The sequence below is a fragment of the Microbacterium sp. NPDC076895 genome (assembly GCF_040687115.1).
GTDB lineage: Bacteria > Actinomycetota > Actinomycetes > Actinomycetales > Microbacteriaceae > Microbacterium.
Genome location: NZ_JBFBMQ010000010.1, coordinates 66952 through 83215, shown reverse-complemented (window position 1 = coordinate 83215; position 16264 = coordinate 66952). Strand labels below are relative to the sequence as shown.

Sequence of the window (16264 nt, the reverse complement as noted above, 5' to 3'; positions counted from 1 at the left end):
CGAACCATAGGCTGGCGAGATGGCTGCGGGCGCGACGATCTACACGTTCACGGTGACGCTGGCCGATGTCGACCGTGGCGTCTACGACGACCTGTCGCTGCGGGTGGCGCGGCATCCGTCTGAGACCGACGTGTTCATGCTGACGCGCGTGCTCGCCTATGCACTCGAGTACGAAGAGGGCATCACGTTCACCGAAGGTCTCTCCTCGACGGATGAGCCGGCGCTTGTGATCCGTGACGCGACCGGCGCGTTGACGGCCTGGATCGAAGTCGGAGCCCCGGATGCCGCGCGACTTCACGAGGGCAGTATGAAGGCCGAGCGCGTGGCTGTGTACACGCACCGGGATCCGGCCAAGCTCGTCGCGAGCTGGGCTGGCAAGCGCATCCACCGTGGCGACGAGATTCCCGTTGTCAGCTTCGACCGCGGCTTCCTCGAGACCGCGGCGTCAGGTATCGAGCGCCGAACGGCACTGACCGTCTCGGTTACCGAGAAGCATCTGTATCTCGACATCAACGGGCAGACGTTCTCGTCCGACATCCACTCCGTGTTCGCCGCCTGAGTCGACCTCAGACCCCGCCGATCCGCTCCGCAACCACGCGAGCCGTGGCCACGGGGTCGGGGCGATGCCCGCGGGACTCGGGCACGATGACGAGTTCTGCCGCTGGCATCGCCTCGGCGAGCGCACGAGATGACACCTCAAGGAACGGGAACGTCTCGGCTCCGCACAGCACTGCGGTCGGAACATCCAGGCCGAGCATCCGCTCGTTCGGAGAATCGCACGCACGCGCGAGGGCCGCGTCATAGACGACCGACTGTGCAAGGCCGACCAGATGCGGGAACATCGGGCTCTCACGGATCTGCTCAATCATCGCGTCAGGCAATCCGACGGCTTGGCGTTGGAAGATCGTGACGACATCTTCGCGACGACCCTCGTCGAGCAGACCCTGCAGCGTCTCGGGCAGGTCAGCAGGGACGTGCGAGTGCCCGAAGCCCAGCGGCGGCTCTGACAGGAAGAGGTGCGAGACCTGTGCGCCGCGGGATGCCGCCAGCAGCGCGAGCACCGCACCCGACGAATGGCCGAGAAGTGCCGCGCGGCCGCCGACGGCATCCACGACTGCTGCCACATCCTCCGCTTCCCGCTCGGGTGCGTATGGCGCGGTATCTCCGCTGCTACCTCGGGCACGACGATCGACAGTCACCCCGTGAAGACCGAGAGCGGCGAGAGCCTCCGCAAGCGGTACTCCGTCGCTCGCGGTTGAAAAGGCTCCGCCGACGATGACGACGGGCCGGCCCGACCCGAAGGTCTCGTAGGCGATGCGCGTACCGTCGGCCGAGATGGTCGTATCCATGCGGCCGAGCGTAGACCTCGCCGCGGACACCGAACAGGCCTCAGAAGGAGATGACGATTGCTCGCACCGCGGACCCTTATCCCCGGCCCCCTCCACGCCTCGCCAGCCGCAACGGCGAGACACTGGAACCGTGGACAAGACGCCTGTCTACTTCTACTCGTCGACCTCGAACCTCACGGGGCGCTTCGCGCAGCACCTGGCCGAGGCGACCGGCCGGGACGTGCACAACCTCGCCGACGCGAGCGTCCGACGCACCGAGGCATCCGGCCCCTGGGTCCTGCTGACCCCGTCATACAAGGCAGGCAACGCCGACGAAGTCACCTTGCCCGCAGGCGTCCGCAGTTTCCTGCGCTCCCCCGCGAACCGGCGCCGAATGGTCGGGATCATCGGGTCGGGCAACCGCAACTTCGGCGTCTACTACCAGGCAGCTGCCCGCGAACTCGCCACCAAGTCGGGCAGACCCGTGCTGTTCGAGTTCGAACTGGCGGGCACCCCCGAAGACGTCACCAACTGTGCACAGATTCTCGACGACCTGGATGCCGCGCTCGCTGCATCCCACCCCGCCGACGCCTGATCCGGAGCCGCCGGTCTGCGGCGATGGCATCCTGAGAGAGTGACCCGCCGACCCGGACTTCGCGCGCGCTTGCTCGTGCCGTTGTCGGGGGATCCGAACGGGATGCCGCCGTGGGTGCAGCGACTCGAGCGCGGCGACGATCCGGGGCTGTTCGCCGAAGACGGCGCAGCGTGGACTGTGCACGCGGGCATGCCGACGCTCGTCGCGGGCATCCGTGCCCTGCTCATGCAGGCCCTGCATCCTGGCGCGATGGCGGGGGTGCACGACTGGTCGCGCTACCGCGAAGACCCCCTCGGCCGCCTCGCGGGGACCGTCCGCTGGGTGATCTGCGTCACGTTCGGCTCGCGGGAGCAGGTGGATGCCGAACTCGGCCGCGTCGCCCGCTTCCACGCCGACGTCTCGGGCAAGTACCGCGACGGCACCGGCGCGAGCCGCGCTTACTCCGCCGCGGATGCCGACCTGGTCGAATGGGTGCATCTCGCGTTCACGGATGCCTTCCTCACCTGCCACGAGACCTGGGGCGGCGCGATCCCCGGCGGGCCGGATGCCTACGTTCGCGACTGGTCGACCGCGGGCCGACTCATGGGCGTGACCGATCCGCCCGAGACTGCCGCAGAGCTGCGCGCCCGGATGCACGGATACCTCGATCGCGGCATCCTGCGAGGTGACGAGCGCGTGCACGACGTCGTACGGTTCCTCCGTCGGGTCCCGCTCGACGGGTCGCTCCGGTGGGCCTACCGTCTGCTGTTCGCCGGCGCCGTGGCGACGATCCCGCGCGAGTATCGACGGATGCTGGGGCTGCGTCGCTCATGGCTGCCGGTGGTCACGATGACCCGGTTCGTGCTGTTCGTCGCCGGCAAGAGCCTCGGTAGCGGTCCGCGCGCGCACGACATGGCGCGGCGGCGGCTGCGTCGGCTCGAGGCATCCGGCACCGGGCCCGCCGAGGCGAGCTGAGCCCACCCGATGACACGCACGTAACGGCGCGTCCCGTAGGCTGCGGGCATGGAGGAACCCTGGGTCGAAGAGGCCGCGCACATGCTCGAGAAGTACACCGGCGACCCGCTGGCCGATGCGGTGCGCGGCACGGTGCGGGTGGTCTCGGCATCCGACCGCGAGGGTCGCGCGCGCTACCAGGCGTGTCAGCTCGAGGTCGTCACAACCACCGCAGGCATCCCGGAGACACGGATCAGCACCGAGGTCGTGACGAGCGCGAAGTACTGGCCGCGTGTCGGCTCGACCCTCCCGGCGCTGATCTCACCGAGCGACCCGACGCACATCGAGATCAACTGGGACGCCCTCGCGCGTCAGTGATCGGCGTCTGATTCAGCGGGCGTGACGCCCGGCGTCAGCCGATCGCGATCTCGACCTGCAGCTCTGCAGCCAACGTCTCGAGGTCTTCCTTCACGCGCGACAGATCGGTCCCGGCTGCAGCATGTGCCAGCACGGATGCCTCGAAGATGCGTCCTCCGGCCATTGCCGCGTCCCGCACCTCGGTCGACAGATCGTCGATGCTCAGCCCGTGCGCGGCGAGCACAGCGGAGACATCGCGGACGATTCCCGGGCGGTCGTTGGCGATAAGCGAGATCACGAGGGAACTGGCCGTGCGGTTGGACGCTGCGGCATCCGCCCCCGAGAGCGCCGTGACAGTCAGAGTCTCATCGAGCGCCAGCAGCGCATCCAACAGCACCGCCGCCGACTCCTCGGGAACCGAGATCTCGATCACCCCGGCGAACACGCCCGCGCGCTCAGCGAGCTGGCTTCCCTCCCAGTTGCCACCGTGGGCGCTCACGGCATCCGCGACCGCCGAGACAAGCCCAGACCTGTCTTCTCCGACGAGCGTGATCACGTAGCGAGGCACGCTCGCATGCTACTCCGCGGTCAGAATCCGCACAGCGGGCAAGTCGGGCTCTGCCCACCAGAACTGGTCGAGGTCGCCGACCCCGACCCACCGCAGCTCGTCGTGATCGGTACTTTCCGTCGGCCGCTCGCCCTCCAGTTCCGCGCGATAGCAGGCGAGGCGAATGATGCGGTCGCCGACGTGGGTGTCGTCGGTCGACAGATGTCCCGTGACACGGATGCCGACGCCGAGCTCTTCCTGCACTTCACGCACGAGCGCATCGATCGGGTCTTCCCCCGGTTCGACCTTGCCCCCGGGGAACTCCCAGCGGCCTGACTGACCGATGTGAGCCGCACGCCGGCACACCAGGATCTCGTCACCGTCTGTGACGACAGCGGCCACGACATCGATGGTTGGGACATCATTCACGAATACAATCCTCCTATCGCGCGTGATGGTGCGCGTCGGACGCCGCGCCGTACGCGGTGCGCGGCTCGGGGCCGCGGTGTCTGACTGGGGTAGCCAATGAGCGGGCAGGGGAGTGCGGATCCGGCGCATCGTGCACCAGCACATGTGCGCCCGCGCCATGGCGTGATCCTGTGGGCTGCCCTGGTGGCTGTGGCACTGGTGGCGATCATCGTCGGTGCGGTCGCAACCATCAGCCTGACAGATCCGGGGGCATCGGCAGCCGTAGCTTCAGCGACTCCGACCCGTCCCGCTACTCCTCCACCCCTGAGCGCGACGCAGCAGATGCTCGTCGATAGCGGCGACACGACGACCTGCGCGGTGTCGTTCGACGCCGCCGACCTCGACGTGCCGCCGATGCTGCAGCACGAGGGTCAGCTCTACGCGGGGCTACCGATCCCCTCCCGTGAGGGCGCTGTGTTCGCGGGCTGGTACGCCTCACCCGCAGGCGCCCAGAGCCTCAGCATCGCCGACCGCGTCAACGGGTCGGAGCTGGTCGACTGCGACGAGCGCGAGCGCACTCTCTATGGTGCGTGGACGACTCCCGAGGCTAACGCCGCCGAGGACGCGCAGGTCCCGATCCTCATGTACCACCAATTCACCTCGAAGCCCGAGGGCGAGTCGGGGTGGCTCCGCCTGAACTTCGCCTACATCGGCGACTTCGAGCAGCAGATGGCCTACATCGCCGACCAGGGCTTCTACCTTCCGACGTGGGACGAACTGAGCGCGTTCATCGATGGTCGGCTGTTCCTGCCTAACCACTCGGTCATCGTGACGGATGACGACGCCGACGCCACCTGGTACCAGCTGGCAGTCCCCGTGGTCGATGCCCATCACGTGCTAACAACCTCGTTCATGATCACGGTGGACCGGCGGGAACTGCATCCGTCTCCCTACGTCATCGTCCGGTCACACACAGAGGACATGCACCGCGCCGGCGCCAACGGCCAGGGACGCATGGTCAACGAGTCCGCCGACGTGATCGCCGCCGATCTTGAGGCATCCGCCGCGTACATCGGCGCGAAGGAAGTCATCGCGTATCCGTTCGGCCACTACAACGACACCGCCAAGGCGGGCGTCGCTGCCGCCGGGTTCGAGCTGGCACGAACGATCGACTACGGCTACGTACACATCGGCACAGACAAGCTCGCGCTTCCGGTCATCCGAATGAACTACGGGATGTCGGTGGGCGACCTCGCGAGGCAGATCGGCTGACCTCGCGTTACCGGATCGCGATCGGCGGCTCAGAGCTCGCCGGGAGCCATCACCTGCTCGTCGAGCTGTTCGAGGACCTCGCGGGTGCGGGTCTTGGCACCCGTGCGCCGGCTGCGCGAGGGTGCGTAGACCACGAGCGCGTGGAACAGGAACCGCGCAACGAACGCGATCACGAGGGTGATCGCGGTCGCGATGACCACCGAGATGTGCCACGTCGAGACCAGAAGCGCCGTGAGCGGGATACGCACGATTGCCTCGGCGTTGTTGAAGCCGAACGACTTCGCGAAGCGCTCCCAGACACCGGATGCCTCAGCCTTCACATCCTGGAAGACAAACCGTTCCTGCAGCAGGAAGTTGGCGATGATCGTGGTCTCGGCCGCGACGATCATCGCGGGAATGTCATGGACTCCCCATCGCGTCAACAGCCAGACGATCACGATGTTGGCGACGGCACCCAGGCCGCCGATGACGGCGAACATCGACATCTTGCCAAAGCGCAGCATCGTCAGCTGTGCGAGGAAATGCACGCCCTGTCGGAACGAGGCCTTGGATTCGCCGGCGTTGCGGTCGGCGAAGTCGAACGGCACCTCAGCGACTCGCAGGTTGGTGCGGGCGAGGATCTCGAGGAGAATCTTGAACCCGCGCGGCTTGAGCGTACGAAGATCGAGGCGGCGGCGATCGATGAGGAAGAAGCCCGTCATCGGATCGGTGACGCCCTTGAGGCGGCCCGGGAACATCGCCTTGGTCAGAAGCGTCGCCGACTTGGACACGGCAACGCGCGATGCTCCGGCCAGTCCGTCATTGGTCCCCTCGCCGCTGTATCGCGAGGCGACGACGACATCGACATCGCCCACCACGTAGCGGCGCCACAGGCGCGGGATGTCCTCAGGCGGGTGCTGAAGGTCGCCATCCATAACGATGCAGATGTCGGATGCCGCCGCGTCGAACCCCACCATCACCGCGCCGCCGAGGCCGCCCGTGGGGATGTCGCGGTGAATGAGGCGAACGGGAATCGCCGCCTCCGCAGCTACCCGGCGGATCTCATCAGCGGTACTGTCGGTGCTGTCATCGACGAAGACGATCTCTGCCCGGATGCCGCTCGTCGCCGATGCAACCCGAGTCACGAGTTCCGCGATGTTGGGTGCCTCGTTGTATGTCGGCACCACGATGGAAAGATCCATGGCTCAATGCTGGCATGCCTCGGCGAGTTCGCCGTAACGCTGTCCACTGATCCATAGCGCATCCACAGGCTGACCGGCCGATGAGTGCGCGGCGGTCGTACGCTGGATGCATGACTTCGGAAACTTCTGGCACCCTGACGATGTTCGGCGCTGACTGGTGCCGCGACTGCCGGCGCACCAAGGCGCAGCTCGATGAGCTGGGGGTTGCGTACGAGTACGTCGATCTCGAGGCCGACCCGTCAGCGGCGGATGTCGCGCGCGACATCTCTGGCCGCACCAACATTCCTGTCGTGGTCTATCCCGATGCGACGCACCATGTGGAGCCGAGCAACGCCGACGTCGAGGCGAAGCTGCGCGAGCTCGCACTGATCTCCTAGCTCTCTGACAGGGCAGTGAGACGGCGCATCACAGCGAGTGAGACGCCGTGCCGCGGACATATGCTGGAGCACGTCCGAAGGAGCGCGCCCATGCCGTCATCCGTTCGTCCCGCCGCAAACACGGTCACCGACGAGACCTCTGTCTCCGACTCGCTCGACGCAGCGATCGAAGAGCTGCGTGCGGGGACTCGCACCTGGAGCGCACTGACCCTCACGCAGCGGATCCGTCTGCTTCGCAGCATCCGCGCCACCGTCGCCGCCGAAGCCGAGGAATGGGCGCTCACCGCAGCCCGATCGAAGGGTCTCGAACCGGGGAGCCCCCTGGTCGGCGAGGAGTGGCTCACCGGACCGTACGCGACGGTGGTCGCGATCGACGCGTACATCGAGACTCTCTCGAGCCTGCGGGTCGGCGCCAGCCCGCTCGATCACGTTCGGGTGGGTGAGGCTCCAGGCGATCGCATCCGCGTGCATGCCTTCCCGACGAGCGCGGTCGATGGCCTCCTCCTCTCGGGGTACACCGGCGAGGTGTGGCTGCGTCCTGGTGTGACCCTCGCCGAGGCGCAACGCAGGGCCGGTCTCGGTCAGCTGACCTCGGGAGAGTCCGGTGGGGTCGGGCTCGTTCTGGGCGCGGGCAACATCACCTCGATCCCGGTTCTCGACGTGCTGTACGAACTCATCGCGCACAACCGGGTCAGCATCCTCAAGATCAATCCGACGCAGGACCCGCTTGCTCCGGTGTTCGGCCGCGCCCTGGCGCCCCTGATTTCACTCGGCCTGCTGCGCATCGTGCAGGGCGGCGGTGAGGTCGGCGCTGCCCTCACGGAGCACGCGGGTATCGACCACGTCCACATCACGGGAGCCGCCCGCACGTTCGACACGATCGTGTTCGGCCGCACCGCGACGGGCAAGCGCCGCGCACGGCCGCGGCTCTCAGTGCCGATCACCGCCGAACTCGGCGGCGTTTCCCCGATCATCGTGGTTCCGGGCCCGTGGACCGACGCCGACCTGCGCTTCCAGGCCGAACACGTCGCGACGATGCGCCTGCACAACAGCGGTCACAACTGCGTCGCGGGACAGGTCGTGATCCTGAGCGCCGAGTGGGTCCAGCGCGAGCAGTTCCTTGCGGAGGTGGAGGCGGCGATGGCCCGCGCGCCGCAACGACCTGTCTGGTACCCGGGGGCGCAGGCGCGCCTAAACGAGGTTGCCGAGACCTACCCGAGCGCGCACTGGTCGTCGGGCCACACCCGCGCGGTCATCGACGTTGGCACGGATGCCGACCCGACGCCCATCGAGACCACCGAGTACTTCGCCCCGGCGCTGGGCGTGGTGACCCTCCCCGGCAATGGCCAGGAGTTCCTCGACGCCGCTGTCGAATACGCGAACGCGCGACTGACCGGAACCCTCGGCGCCAACCTTCTCATCGATCCCGTCACGGAAGCGGCCCTCGGCGACGGGTTCGAGCGCGCGGTCGCAGAGCTGCGCTATGGAACCGTGGCGATCAACACCTGGACCGGCGTCGCGTTCGGCATCCCGACGATGCCGTGGGGCGCGTATCCCGGCGGGACGCTCGAAGACGTCCAGAGCGGCATCGGCGTCGTCCACAATGCGCTGCTGCTCGACGACATCGAGCGCGGGGTCATGCGCGGGCCCTTCCGGCCCTTCCCCCGCTCGGCCGGTTCTCTGGTCGGCCCCGGGACGTTCTCGGCGCTTCCCCGGCCGCCCTGGTTCGTCACCAGTCCCGGCGCCGCCGACGGTGGGCGGCTGCTCACCAGGTTCCGCATCCGCCCGCGCCTGACGACCCTGCTCGGCATCCTCGAGTCGGCGTTCCGGTCGTGAGCGGCGGCGCACGCCCTCGAGCCACGCGCCGCCGTGGCGGGGAGCTGGACGCCGACTACGTCATCGTCGGTGCAGGTTCGTCGGGAGCCACCCTCGCCGCGCGGCTCAGCGAGGATCCGAAGGTCACGGTGCTGCTACTGGAAGCGGGAGGCCCCGACCGCGCCCTGGAGCTGCATGTCCCAGCGGCCTTCAAGAAGCTGTTCCGCGGCCCGTACGACTGGGGATACGACACCGTGCCCCAGCCCGAGCTGGAGGGTCGCCAGGTCTATTGGCCGCGGGGCAAGACGCTCGGCGGCTCGTCATCGCTCAACGCCATGATGTGGGTGCGCGGGTTCGCGGCCGACTACGACGAGTGGGGCGCTGCTGCGAGCGAGCGCTGGTCGTGGGATGCCGTACTGCCCGTGCTGCGCCGCATCGAGAACGTGCAGGATGCCGTCGACCCATCACTCGGTCGGTCAGGCCCGCAGAACATTGAGCGGCAGCGCGACCCGCGGCCTCACACCGCCGCGTTTCTCGCAGCCGCGCGCGAGCTGGGATACGCCATCACCGAAGCGAACCTCCCTGCCGGTCAGGGGTTCTCGCAGACGATGGTGACGCAGCGGCGCGGCGCCCGGGCGTCGACCGCCGACACGTACCTGCGGCCCGCAGCGTCGCGACCGAACCTCCGCATCGTAACCAACGCCGAGGTGCGTCGTGTGACGGTCACCACTGACGGCTACAACGGACCGCGGGCCACCGGGGTCTACGTCGACATCGCTGGCACGACCCGCCACGCCCGCGCCCGGCGCGAGGTGATCCTCTGCGGCGGCGCGATCAACACTCCCCAGATCCTGATGCTCTCGGGCATCGGGCCGGCAGACGAGCTCGCCGAGGTCGGCATCCGTCCGCTCGTGGACTCCCCCGAGGTCGGCAGGAACCTGCAGGACCACCTCGTCGCGGGGCTTGCCCCTGCCGCATCGGGCGGCACACTGTACGGAGCCGAGCGCCCGGCCGAGCTGCTGCGCTACCTCACAACTCGGCGCGGAATGCTCACCTCGAATGTCGCCGAGGCCCACGGTTTCGTCCGCACCGCGCTCGCCGACCGTGTCGGTATGCCGGGCGGCCTCCCCGATATCGAGATCATCTTCGCTGCAGCCCCGTATGTCGGCGAGGGCCTCGTTCCCCTGCCGGGCGAGGGCATCACTGTTGGCGCGATCCTGTTGCGCCCGCGCAGTCGCGGCAGCATCCGTCTTGCCTCGGCCGATCCCCAGGCCCACCCGCTCATCGACCCCGCCTACCTGAGCGACGCCGAAGGCACGGATGCCGCGACCCTGCGCGCCGGTCTCGAGGTGTGCGAGAAGCTCATCGCGACATCGTCCCTGGGTGCCGTCACGACCGGCGAGTGGGTACAGCCCCAGGGCGGGGAGCGGATGACCAGCGCCGAGCGTATCGAGCTGTCACTGCGGCGGTACTCGCACACGCTCTACCACCCCGTCGGCACCGCTCGAATGGGCGCGGATGCCGCATCTGTCGTCGACCCGGAGCTGTGTGTGCGCGGCATCTCGGGCCTGCGCGTGGCGGATGCCTCGGTGATGCCGACGATCATCCGCGGTCACACCCACGCTCCGTCCATCGTGATCGGCGAGATCGCAGCCGATCTTCTGCGCAGACAGAGTGCCGCGCGTACCTCCAGCGTTCGCTGAGGCGGGACTATCGGGCCAACCCGAGACCCGCCCGACGACTACGCTCTGGGTCATGGCTCCTGACGCGACGCCCACGACAGTCACCATCACCGGCGCAGGCGGACAGATCGGCTACGCGCTGCTGTTTCGCATCGCGGCAGGCGACATGCTCGGACCCGACCGGCCCGTGCGACTGCGGCTGCTGGAGATTCCGCAGGGGATGAAATCGGCAGAGGGCGCAGCCCTCGAACTCATGGATGGTGCATTCCCGCTGCTCTCCGACGTCGAGGTCACCGACGACGCCCACACCGGTTTCGACGGGTGCAACGTCGCGCTCCTCGTCGGCGCGCGCCCTCGAACCGCAGGTATGGAACGCGCCGACCTCCTCGAGGCGAACGCCGGAATCTTCGGGCCGCAGGGAGCCGCGATCGGCGCTGTGGCCGCCGACGATGTGCGGGTGCTCGTGGTCGGAAACCCCGCGAACACGAACGCGCTCATCGCCTCGGCATCCGCGCCCGACGTGCCGGCCGAACGCTTTGCCGCGCTCACCCGACTGGACCACAACCGCGCGCTCGCGCAGCTTGCCGCAGCCGTGGAGCGGCCGGCGGCGAGCCTCGAGCGGATGACGATCTGGGGCAATCATTCGGCGACGCAGTTCCCCGACGTCGACCACGCCCTCGTCGACGGGATGCCGGCGCGCGCTGCGCTTGCGCAGCGGTTCGGCGGCGAGGATGCGGCGCTGACCTGGCTCGATGACACCTTCATCACGCGGGTCGCGAAGCGGGGGGCCGAGATCATCGAGGTCCGCGGATCCTCGTCGGTGGGTTCCGCTGCCGCTGCGGCCATCGACCATGTCCGGGATGAGACCGCAGGAGTCGCGTGGACCTCGGCGGCGGTCGTCTCCCACGGCGAATACGGCGTTCCTGAGGGCCTCATCTGCTCGTTCCCGGTCTCGTCGGACGGCACCGGCTACCGCGTGATCGAGGGTCTCGACGTGGACGCTCGCTCACGGGCGCGCATCGATGCATCCGTGGCCGAACTCGTCGCAGAGCGGGATGCTGTCGCCGCACGAGGACTGCTGTGACGACGACCGAAGCGTTCCTCTTCGTCATCGGCGGCGTGCTCGTCGTCGCGATGACGGCAAGAGTTGCTCCGCGCATCAGAGTCGCCGGTCCGCTTCTTCTCGTGCTGATCGGCATCGTCGCAAGCTACCTTCCGTTCCTGCCCGACATCAGCGTCAACCCGGAACTCATCCTGGTGGGAGTGCTGCCCCCGCTGCTCTACTCGGCGGCAGTGTCGCTGCCCGCCGTCGAGTTCCGCCGGGACCTCCTTCCCATCGCGGGTCTCGCGGTCGTTCTCGTCTTCGTGAGCTCGTTCGTGCTGGGAACGTTCTTCTGCCTCGTGATCCCCGACCTCGGGTACCCTCTCGCACTTGCCCTCGGCGCGATCCTCAGCCCCACGGATGCCGTCGCCACGGCGGTAGCCAAACGGCTGGGCGTGTCCCGACGAGTCGTGACGATGCTGGAGGGCGAGAGCCTGCTCAACGACGCAAGTGCACTGGTCATCTTGAACTCGGCAGTGGCGGCATTCGTCATGATCGCCTCGACCGGCCAGGCTCCGCCAGCCATCGACGCGGTCGGCGGGTTCTTCTGGGCGGTGTTCATCGCGATCGTGATCGGTGCGATCGTCGGTTACGCGAACCTTCGTCTGCGATCGTGGCTACGCAGCTCGGCGGCGACGACGGCAGCCGGGTTCATCGTGCCCTTCGTCGCGTACCTCCCCACCGAGGAGTTGGGTGGGTCCGGGCTCGTCGCCGCCGTGGTCGCCGGAATTGTCACCGGCCAGGGCGCGGCTCGGTGGTTCACGCCCGAACAGCGCATGTCCGACCGCGTCACCTGGCACACCGTCGAGCTGCTCCTCGAAGGCGGCGTCTTCCTCATCATGGGTCTCGAGATGAGCGAGATCGTGACGGGCACCGCCAACGGCATCCACGGCATCGGGCACGGACTGTGGATCGCTGGCGCAGCCTTGGGCATCCTGCTCCTTGTCCGGACCGGATACGTGGCGTTGCTGGTCTGGGGGCAGGGCCGCAGGCTGCACCCGAGACGCACCGAGCGGTTGAACGCCATCTCCGACCGAATCGATGAGATCGAAGCCGGCGGTCCTGAACAGTACGGTGACCGAGGCCGACGCATCACCGAGGCGGGCTGGAACCGTCGCCTCGCCATCTTCCGCCGCCGGATCTCTCGGGCGATGTCAGACCTCAACTACTACCGAGCCGCACCCCTCGGCTGGAAGCACGGCACGATCATCGTCTGGTCGGGGATGCGTGGTGTCGTCACCCTCGCCGCAGCCCAAACCCTGCCGGCCGATGCCCCCTCCCGACACTTCCTCATCTTCGTCGCCTTCACCGTCGCCCTGACGAGCCTCATGCTGCAGGGCTTCACTCTCCCCGGGCTGGTTCGCCTGCTCCGTGTCTCCAACGAGGACGACGAGAACCTGGTGCGATCCGAGCAGCAACGGCTCGAGCGCGAGATGCACCAGGCTGCACTGCTGGCAGCCGACGAGGGGTCGCTCACACGACGCGACGGCACGCCATTCGCGACGGAGTTCGCCGAGCGGGTCGGACCCCTGTTCCTGCAGGCTGGCGAGGCAGAGGATGACGAGGCCCGCGACATCCTCGAACTACGGCTCGCCCTCATCCGCGTGCGCCGGGAACGGCTCATCGAACTCAGTAGTGGCGGCCAGTTCGGCAGCGCGGCACTGCGCCGGGCCCTCGCTGAACTCGACGCTTCGCAGATCAACCTCGAGCTGCGCCTCGAGAGCGCTGACTGACACAACACCCCGCGCGCCGGCCTCGCAACCGTCAGGCACAATAGCCGTGGAGGCCTCCATGACTGACGATCAGGGCGGGCCCGTTGCGGCATCCCCCGGCGCGCACCAGGCGGCGGAGTGCCCGACGTGCTTCGCGCCACAACGCGCCGACAGTGCGTGGTGGCGAGCGCGCCCCTCGGACGCGCGTCTGGTTGGCGTTGTCGTCTCCCGCGAGGGGATGCCGCCGGTGGTGAGTCAGCGCGAAGCCCTGACTCGATTCGGTGTGCCGATCGACGGCTTTCGGCATCCGTCACCCGAAACCCTCGAGTCGTGGGAGGACCGGCTGGCGCGCCTGTTCGGACGCCTGCGCCGCGGCGATGTCGTCGTTGTCGCAACAGTCCATGCTCTGGGGCGAGACGTCGGAGAAGAGATCCGCACCGTGGCCGAGCTGCGCCGCCGCGGCGTCATCGTGAAGGTCGTCGACCATGACGCGCCACACCTGCTCGAGACGGGCGTCACGCTTGCCACTCCAGAACTGACCGACCCCGACGCCGAGGCGCCGCGGTAGCGACTCGGGTGCCGGGATTCAGGCGGCCCGCCAGCACCCGTCGAGGTGATCGTCGACCATCCCAGCCGACTGCATGAGGGCGTACATCGTCGTCGGCCCGACGAATCGGAACCCGCGGCGCCGCAGCTCACGGCTCAGGGCGTCGGATGCCGCCGTGGTGGCCGGTAGCTCGCTCAGCGCTCGGGGGCGCGGCCGCTCGCCCGGCGGGACGGCGAACGACCACAGCAGCGCATCGAGTTCGCCCGCCGACATCCCTGCCACGAGCCTCGCGTTGGAGATCGTCGCCTCGATCTTGGCCCGGTTGCGCACGATCCCGGCATCCGCCATGAGGCGCTCGATGTCGTCGTCGCCGAACGTGGCGACGACATCGGGCTCGAAGCCCGCGAACACCTCACGGAAGCGCGGACGCTTGCGCAGGATCGTGATCCACGACAACCCAGCCTGAAAGCCTTCGAGGCTCATCTTCTCGAACAGCGCACGGTCACCGTGCAGCGGCTGCCCCCACTCCTCGTCGTGATAGCGGATGTAGTCCGGATCGGCGCCGACCCAGCCGCAGCGGGCCACACCATCGCCGTCGATGACCAGATCGGAGCGGACCACGTCAGGACTCATGCTCACAGGCTAAAGTCCGCCGCCGACATCGGCTGTTCGCCGGCGTGCTGGCCTCACCGGTCGGCTGCGGGACTCACGCCGAAGCGCGCACGATAGGCGCGGTGGAAGGTCCCCACATCGGTGAACCCGCACTCCTGCGCGATGGCCGCGACAGTGCGTGTACGTGGTGCGGGAGCCAGGAGAACCTGACGCGCCCGGTCCAGGCGCGCCGCGCGAAGATAAGCACCGAACGTGGTGCCGTCGCGCCCGAACTGCTTGTGCACCGTGCGTACCGAGCACCCGAACGCCCGCGCCACTTCCGCCGGACCGAACTGAGGATCAGTCAGACGTCCCTCCACATAGGACTTCATGGTCGCGACCCGGTCAGGCGGAGCGATGCCCCGGGATGCCGCGTCGAGCAGCTCCAGAACAGTGTCGACCATGGCACTGGCAGCGCCTGCTAGACGCGCACGCGTGGCCGCCGCGAGCATCCCCATTTGGGTGCCGAGGAGGGTGCCGACACCGCCACGGCTCAGAACATCGTTGAGAGCATCCGGTTCGGCGAGGCGGCGACCGACGAGCGATTGCGGGATGCGAAGCGATGACAGCCGCAGCCGATGATTCTGACCCACCGTCACCGTGAACGGCTGAGCGTTGTCCAAGACGAGGGCGGATGCTGCGCCGGCAGACCACTCGCGGCCGCCCTGCTGCAAACCCCAGGGGGTCGTGCTGTGGTTGATGAACAGGGCGTCGTCGGGGACGTGGCGAATCGAGCTCCGGGTGCGATCGGCCCACACCCCCGGTGTATCGATCATCCCGAGCGAGGCGCCCCCCAGGTCATACGTCGCGAAGTCGGCGTCGAAGCTCGGCCGTTCCGGACGCCGGGGAAGCACGCCGACATAGACGTCGGCTATCGCATCGCAGAACAGCTCATGGCCGCTCCACCCCGGCATCCCTCGGGTGGATCCTTGGATGGTCGGGCCCCACTCTGCAGCCATCGCCACTCCTTCGCACACGGCGCCACTGCCCACGCGAACTCTCGCGAATACGTTGAGACACTAACCCGATCCCTCGAGAAAGGACACTGATGTCCCGCCCCACATTGCTCCTGGTTCATGGCGCCTGGCACGGCTCCTGGGCCTTCGAGCCGCTCGAAAGCATCCTCGTCGACCGCGGCTGGACCGTGGAAACCGTCGACCTGCCAACCGTGCACGCCGAAGACAAGGCGACACTCACGCTGCAGGACGATGCGGATGCTGTCGCCGCAGCCATCGACAGCATCGACGGCCCGGTCGTTGTCGTTGCGCACTCGTACGGCGGTGTTCCGACGACACAGGGTGCCACCGATCCGAAGGTGGCCCACATCGTCTATATCGCGGCCTTCGCCCTCGACGAGGGCGAATCGCTGCTGGGTGCGGTCGGTGGGGTCGCGCCCGACTGGTGGGTCATCGATGGCCCGCTGTCAACGGCCGGCAACGACGAACTGCCCCCGCACACGCTCTTCTTCAACGACATGAGCGAGGACGAGGCTGAGCGTGCGAGTTCGCGACTGCTCTCGCAGGCCGTGCAGCCGTTCTCTGACACACTCACGCAAGTCGCCTGGCGTGGCCGGCCCACGACCTATCTGATCACCGAGAACGACACCGTCTTCCCGGTGGTGGCGCAGGAAGCTCTCGCGGCCCGCGCCGGCGCACAGACCGCACGACTCGCCTCCAGCCACTCGCCGTTCCTGTCGCAGCCGGATGCCGTCGCCGACGTCATCGAAAAGGCAGCGCAGAGCGTCGCGTAACGGACCC

General features: G+C 68.1%; 18 protein-coding genes. 12 read left to right on the top strand and 6 right to left on the bottom strand.

Features of this window, described 5'->3' with window-relative positions:
* Window positions 1–19: 19 nt before the first annotated feature.
* Complete coding sequence (locus AB0O89_RS10225) at window positions 20–559, top strand: YaeQ family protein (protein ID WP_363497091.1); 540 nt, start codon at window positions 20–22, stop codon at window positions 557–559.
* Window positions 560–566: 7 nt separating this feature from the next.
* On the opposite strand, the gene AB0O89_RS10220 is transcribed toward AB0O89_RS10225, so the two are convergent.
* Window positions 567–1349: an alpha/beta hydrolase gene (locus tag AB0O89_RS10220; RefSeq protein WP_363497088.1), complete on the bottom strand. Its 783-nt coding sequence runs from the start codon at window positions 1347–1349 to the stop codon at window positions 567–569.
* A 130-nt stretch (window positions 1350–1479) separates the two neighbouring features.
* On the opposite strand from AB0O89_RS10220, the gene nrdI reads away from it, so the two are divergent.
* The 3 genes from nrdI to AB0O89_RS10205 are packed head-to-tail and all read left to right on the top strand — an operon-like array spanning window position 1480 to window position 3234.
* Window positions 1480–1923 (top strand): class Ib ribonucleoside-diphosphate reductase assembly flavoprotein NrdI, encoded by a 444-nt coding sequence (nrdI, locus tag AB0O89_RS10215; protein ID WP_363497085.1) that lies wholly within the window; start codon window positions 1480–1482, stop codon window positions 1921–1923.
* Window positions 1924–1962: 39 nt separating this feature from the next.
* Window positions 1963–2877, top strand: a complete 915-nt coding sequence (locus AB0O89_RS10210; protein ID WP_363497082.1) for an oxygenase MpaB family protein — start codon at window positions 1963–1965, stop codon at window positions 2875–2877.
* Window positions 2878–2925: 48 nt separating this feature from the next.
* Window positions 2926–3234: a hypothetical protein gene (locus AB0O89_RS10205; RefSeq protein WP_363497079.1), complete on the top strand. Its 309-nt coding sequence runs from the start codon at window positions 2926–2928 to the stop codon at window positions 3232–3234.
* Window positions 3235–3268: 34 nt separating this feature from the next.
* Here AB0O89_RS10205 and AB0O89_RS10200 read toward each other — a convergent pair whose 3' ends face one another.
* Together AB0O89_RS10200 and AB0O89_RS10195 are read right to left on the bottom strand one after the other, a co-directional pair.
* The gene (locus tag AB0O89_RS10200) at window positions 3269–3781 is read right to left on the bottom strand and encodes an ACT domain-containing protein (RefSeq protein ID WP_363497076.1); all 513 of its coding nucleotides are present in this window, start codon (window positions 3779–3781) and stop codon (window positions 3269–3271) included.
* A 9-nt stretch (window positions 3782–3790) separates the two neighbouring features.
* Window positions 3791–4189 carry a (deoxy)nucleoside triphosphate pyrophosphohydrolase gene (locus tag AB0O89_RS10195; RefSeq protein WP_341578341.1) on the bottom strand — a complete coding sequence of 133 codons (399 nt, stop codon included), beginning with the start codon at window positions 4187–4189 and terminating at the stop codon, window positions 3791–3793.
* A 183-nt stretch (window positions 4190–4372) separates the two neighbouring features.
* On the opposite strand from AB0O89_RS10195, the gene AB0O89_RS10190 reads away from it, so the two are divergent.
* Complete coding sequence (locus AB0O89_RS10190; protein ID WP_363497072.1) at window positions 4373–5440, top strand: xylanase; 1068 nt, start codon at window positions 4373–4375, stop codon at window positions 5438–5440.
* Window positions 5441–5469: 29 nt separating this feature from the next.
* Here AB0O89_RS10190 and AB0O89_RS10185 read toward each other — a convergent pair whose 3' ends face one another.
* Entirely contained in the window at window positions 5470–6621 is a 1152-nt protein-coding gene (locus AB0O89_RS10185) for a glycosyltransferase (protein WP_363497069.1), read from the bottom strand.
* Window positions 6622–6731: 110 nt separating this feature from the next.
* Here AB0O89_RS10185 and AB0O89_RS10180 point away from each other — a divergent pair, with 110 nt between their 5' ends.
* From AB0O89_RS10180 to AB0O89_RS10155, 6 genes are all read left to right on the top strand, one after another.
* Entirely contained in the window at window positions 6732–6998 is a 267-nt protein-coding gene (locus AB0O89_RS10180; RefSeq protein WP_292712983.1) for a glutaredoxin domain-containing protein, read from the top strand.
* Window positions 6999–7088: 90 nt separating this feature from the next.
* Window positions 7089–8834: an aldehyde dehydrogenase family protein gene (locus AB0O89_RS10175; protein ID WP_363497066.1), complete on the top strand. Its 1746-nt coding sequence runs from the start codon at window positions 7089–7091 to the stop codon at window positions 8832–8834.
* The gene (locus AB0O89_RS10170; RefSeq protein ID WP_363497063.1) at window positions 8831–10516 is read left to right on the top strand and encodes a GMC family oxidoreductase N-terminal domain-containing protein; all 1686 of its coding nucleotides are present in this window, start codon (window positions 8831–8833) and stop codon (window positions 10514–10516) included. The genes AB0O89_RS10175 and AB0O89_RS10170 overlap by 4 nt, the downstream gene beginning before the upstream one ends.
* Before the next feature lie 52 nt (window positions 10517–10568).
* Window positions 10569–11579 (top strand): malate dehydrogenase, encoded by a 1011-nt coding sequence (locus tag AB0O89_RS10165; RefSeq protein WP_363497060.1) that lies wholly within the window; start codon window positions 10569–10571, stop codon window positions 11577–11579.
* Window positions 11576–13330, top strand: coding sequence for a sodium:proton antiporter (locus AB0O89_RS10160; protein WP_363497057.1), 1755 nt, complete (start codon window positions 11576–11578; stop codon window positions 13328–13330). The genes AB0O89_RS10165 and AB0O89_RS10160 overlap by 4 nt, the downstream gene beginning before the upstream one ends.
* A gap of 58 nt (window positions 13331–13388) precedes the next feature.
* Window positions 13389–13877, top strand: a complete 489-nt coding sequence (locus tag AB0O89_RS10155) for a recombinase family protein (protein ID WP_363497054.1) — start codon at window positions 13389–13391, stop codon at window positions 13875–13877.
* An 18-nt stretch (window positions 13878–13895) separates the two neighbouring features.
* On the opposite strand, the gene AB0O89_RS10150 is transcribed toward AB0O89_RS10155, so the two are convergent.
* Together AB0O89_RS10150 and AB0O89_RS10145 are read right to left on the bottom strand one after the other, a co-directional pair.
* The gene (locus AB0O89_RS10150; protein WP_363497051.1) at window positions 13896–14489 is read right to left on the bottom strand and encodes a DNA-3-methyladenine glycosylase I; all 594 of its coding nucleotides are present in this window, start codon (window positions 14487–14489) and stop codon (window positions 13896–13898) included.
* A gap of 53 nt (window positions 14490–14542) precedes the next feature.
* A complete protein-coding gene (locus AB0O89_RS10145; RefSeq protein ID WP_363497048.1) occupies window positions 14543–15466 on the bottom strand; it encodes an AraC family transcriptional regulator in 924 nt (307 codons plus the stop codon).
* A gap of 89 nt (window positions 15467–15555) precedes the next feature.
* Between AB0O89_RS10145 and AB0O89_RS10140 the strand changes: the two genes are divergently transcribed.
* Window positions 15556–16257 carry an alpha/beta hydrolase gene (locus AB0O89_RS10140; RefSeq protein ID WP_363497045.1) on the top strand — a complete coding sequence of 234 codons (702 nt, stop codon included), beginning with the start codon at window positions 15556–15558 and terminating at the stop codon, window positions 16255–16257.
* Window positions 16258–16264 lie beyond the last annotated feature (7 nt).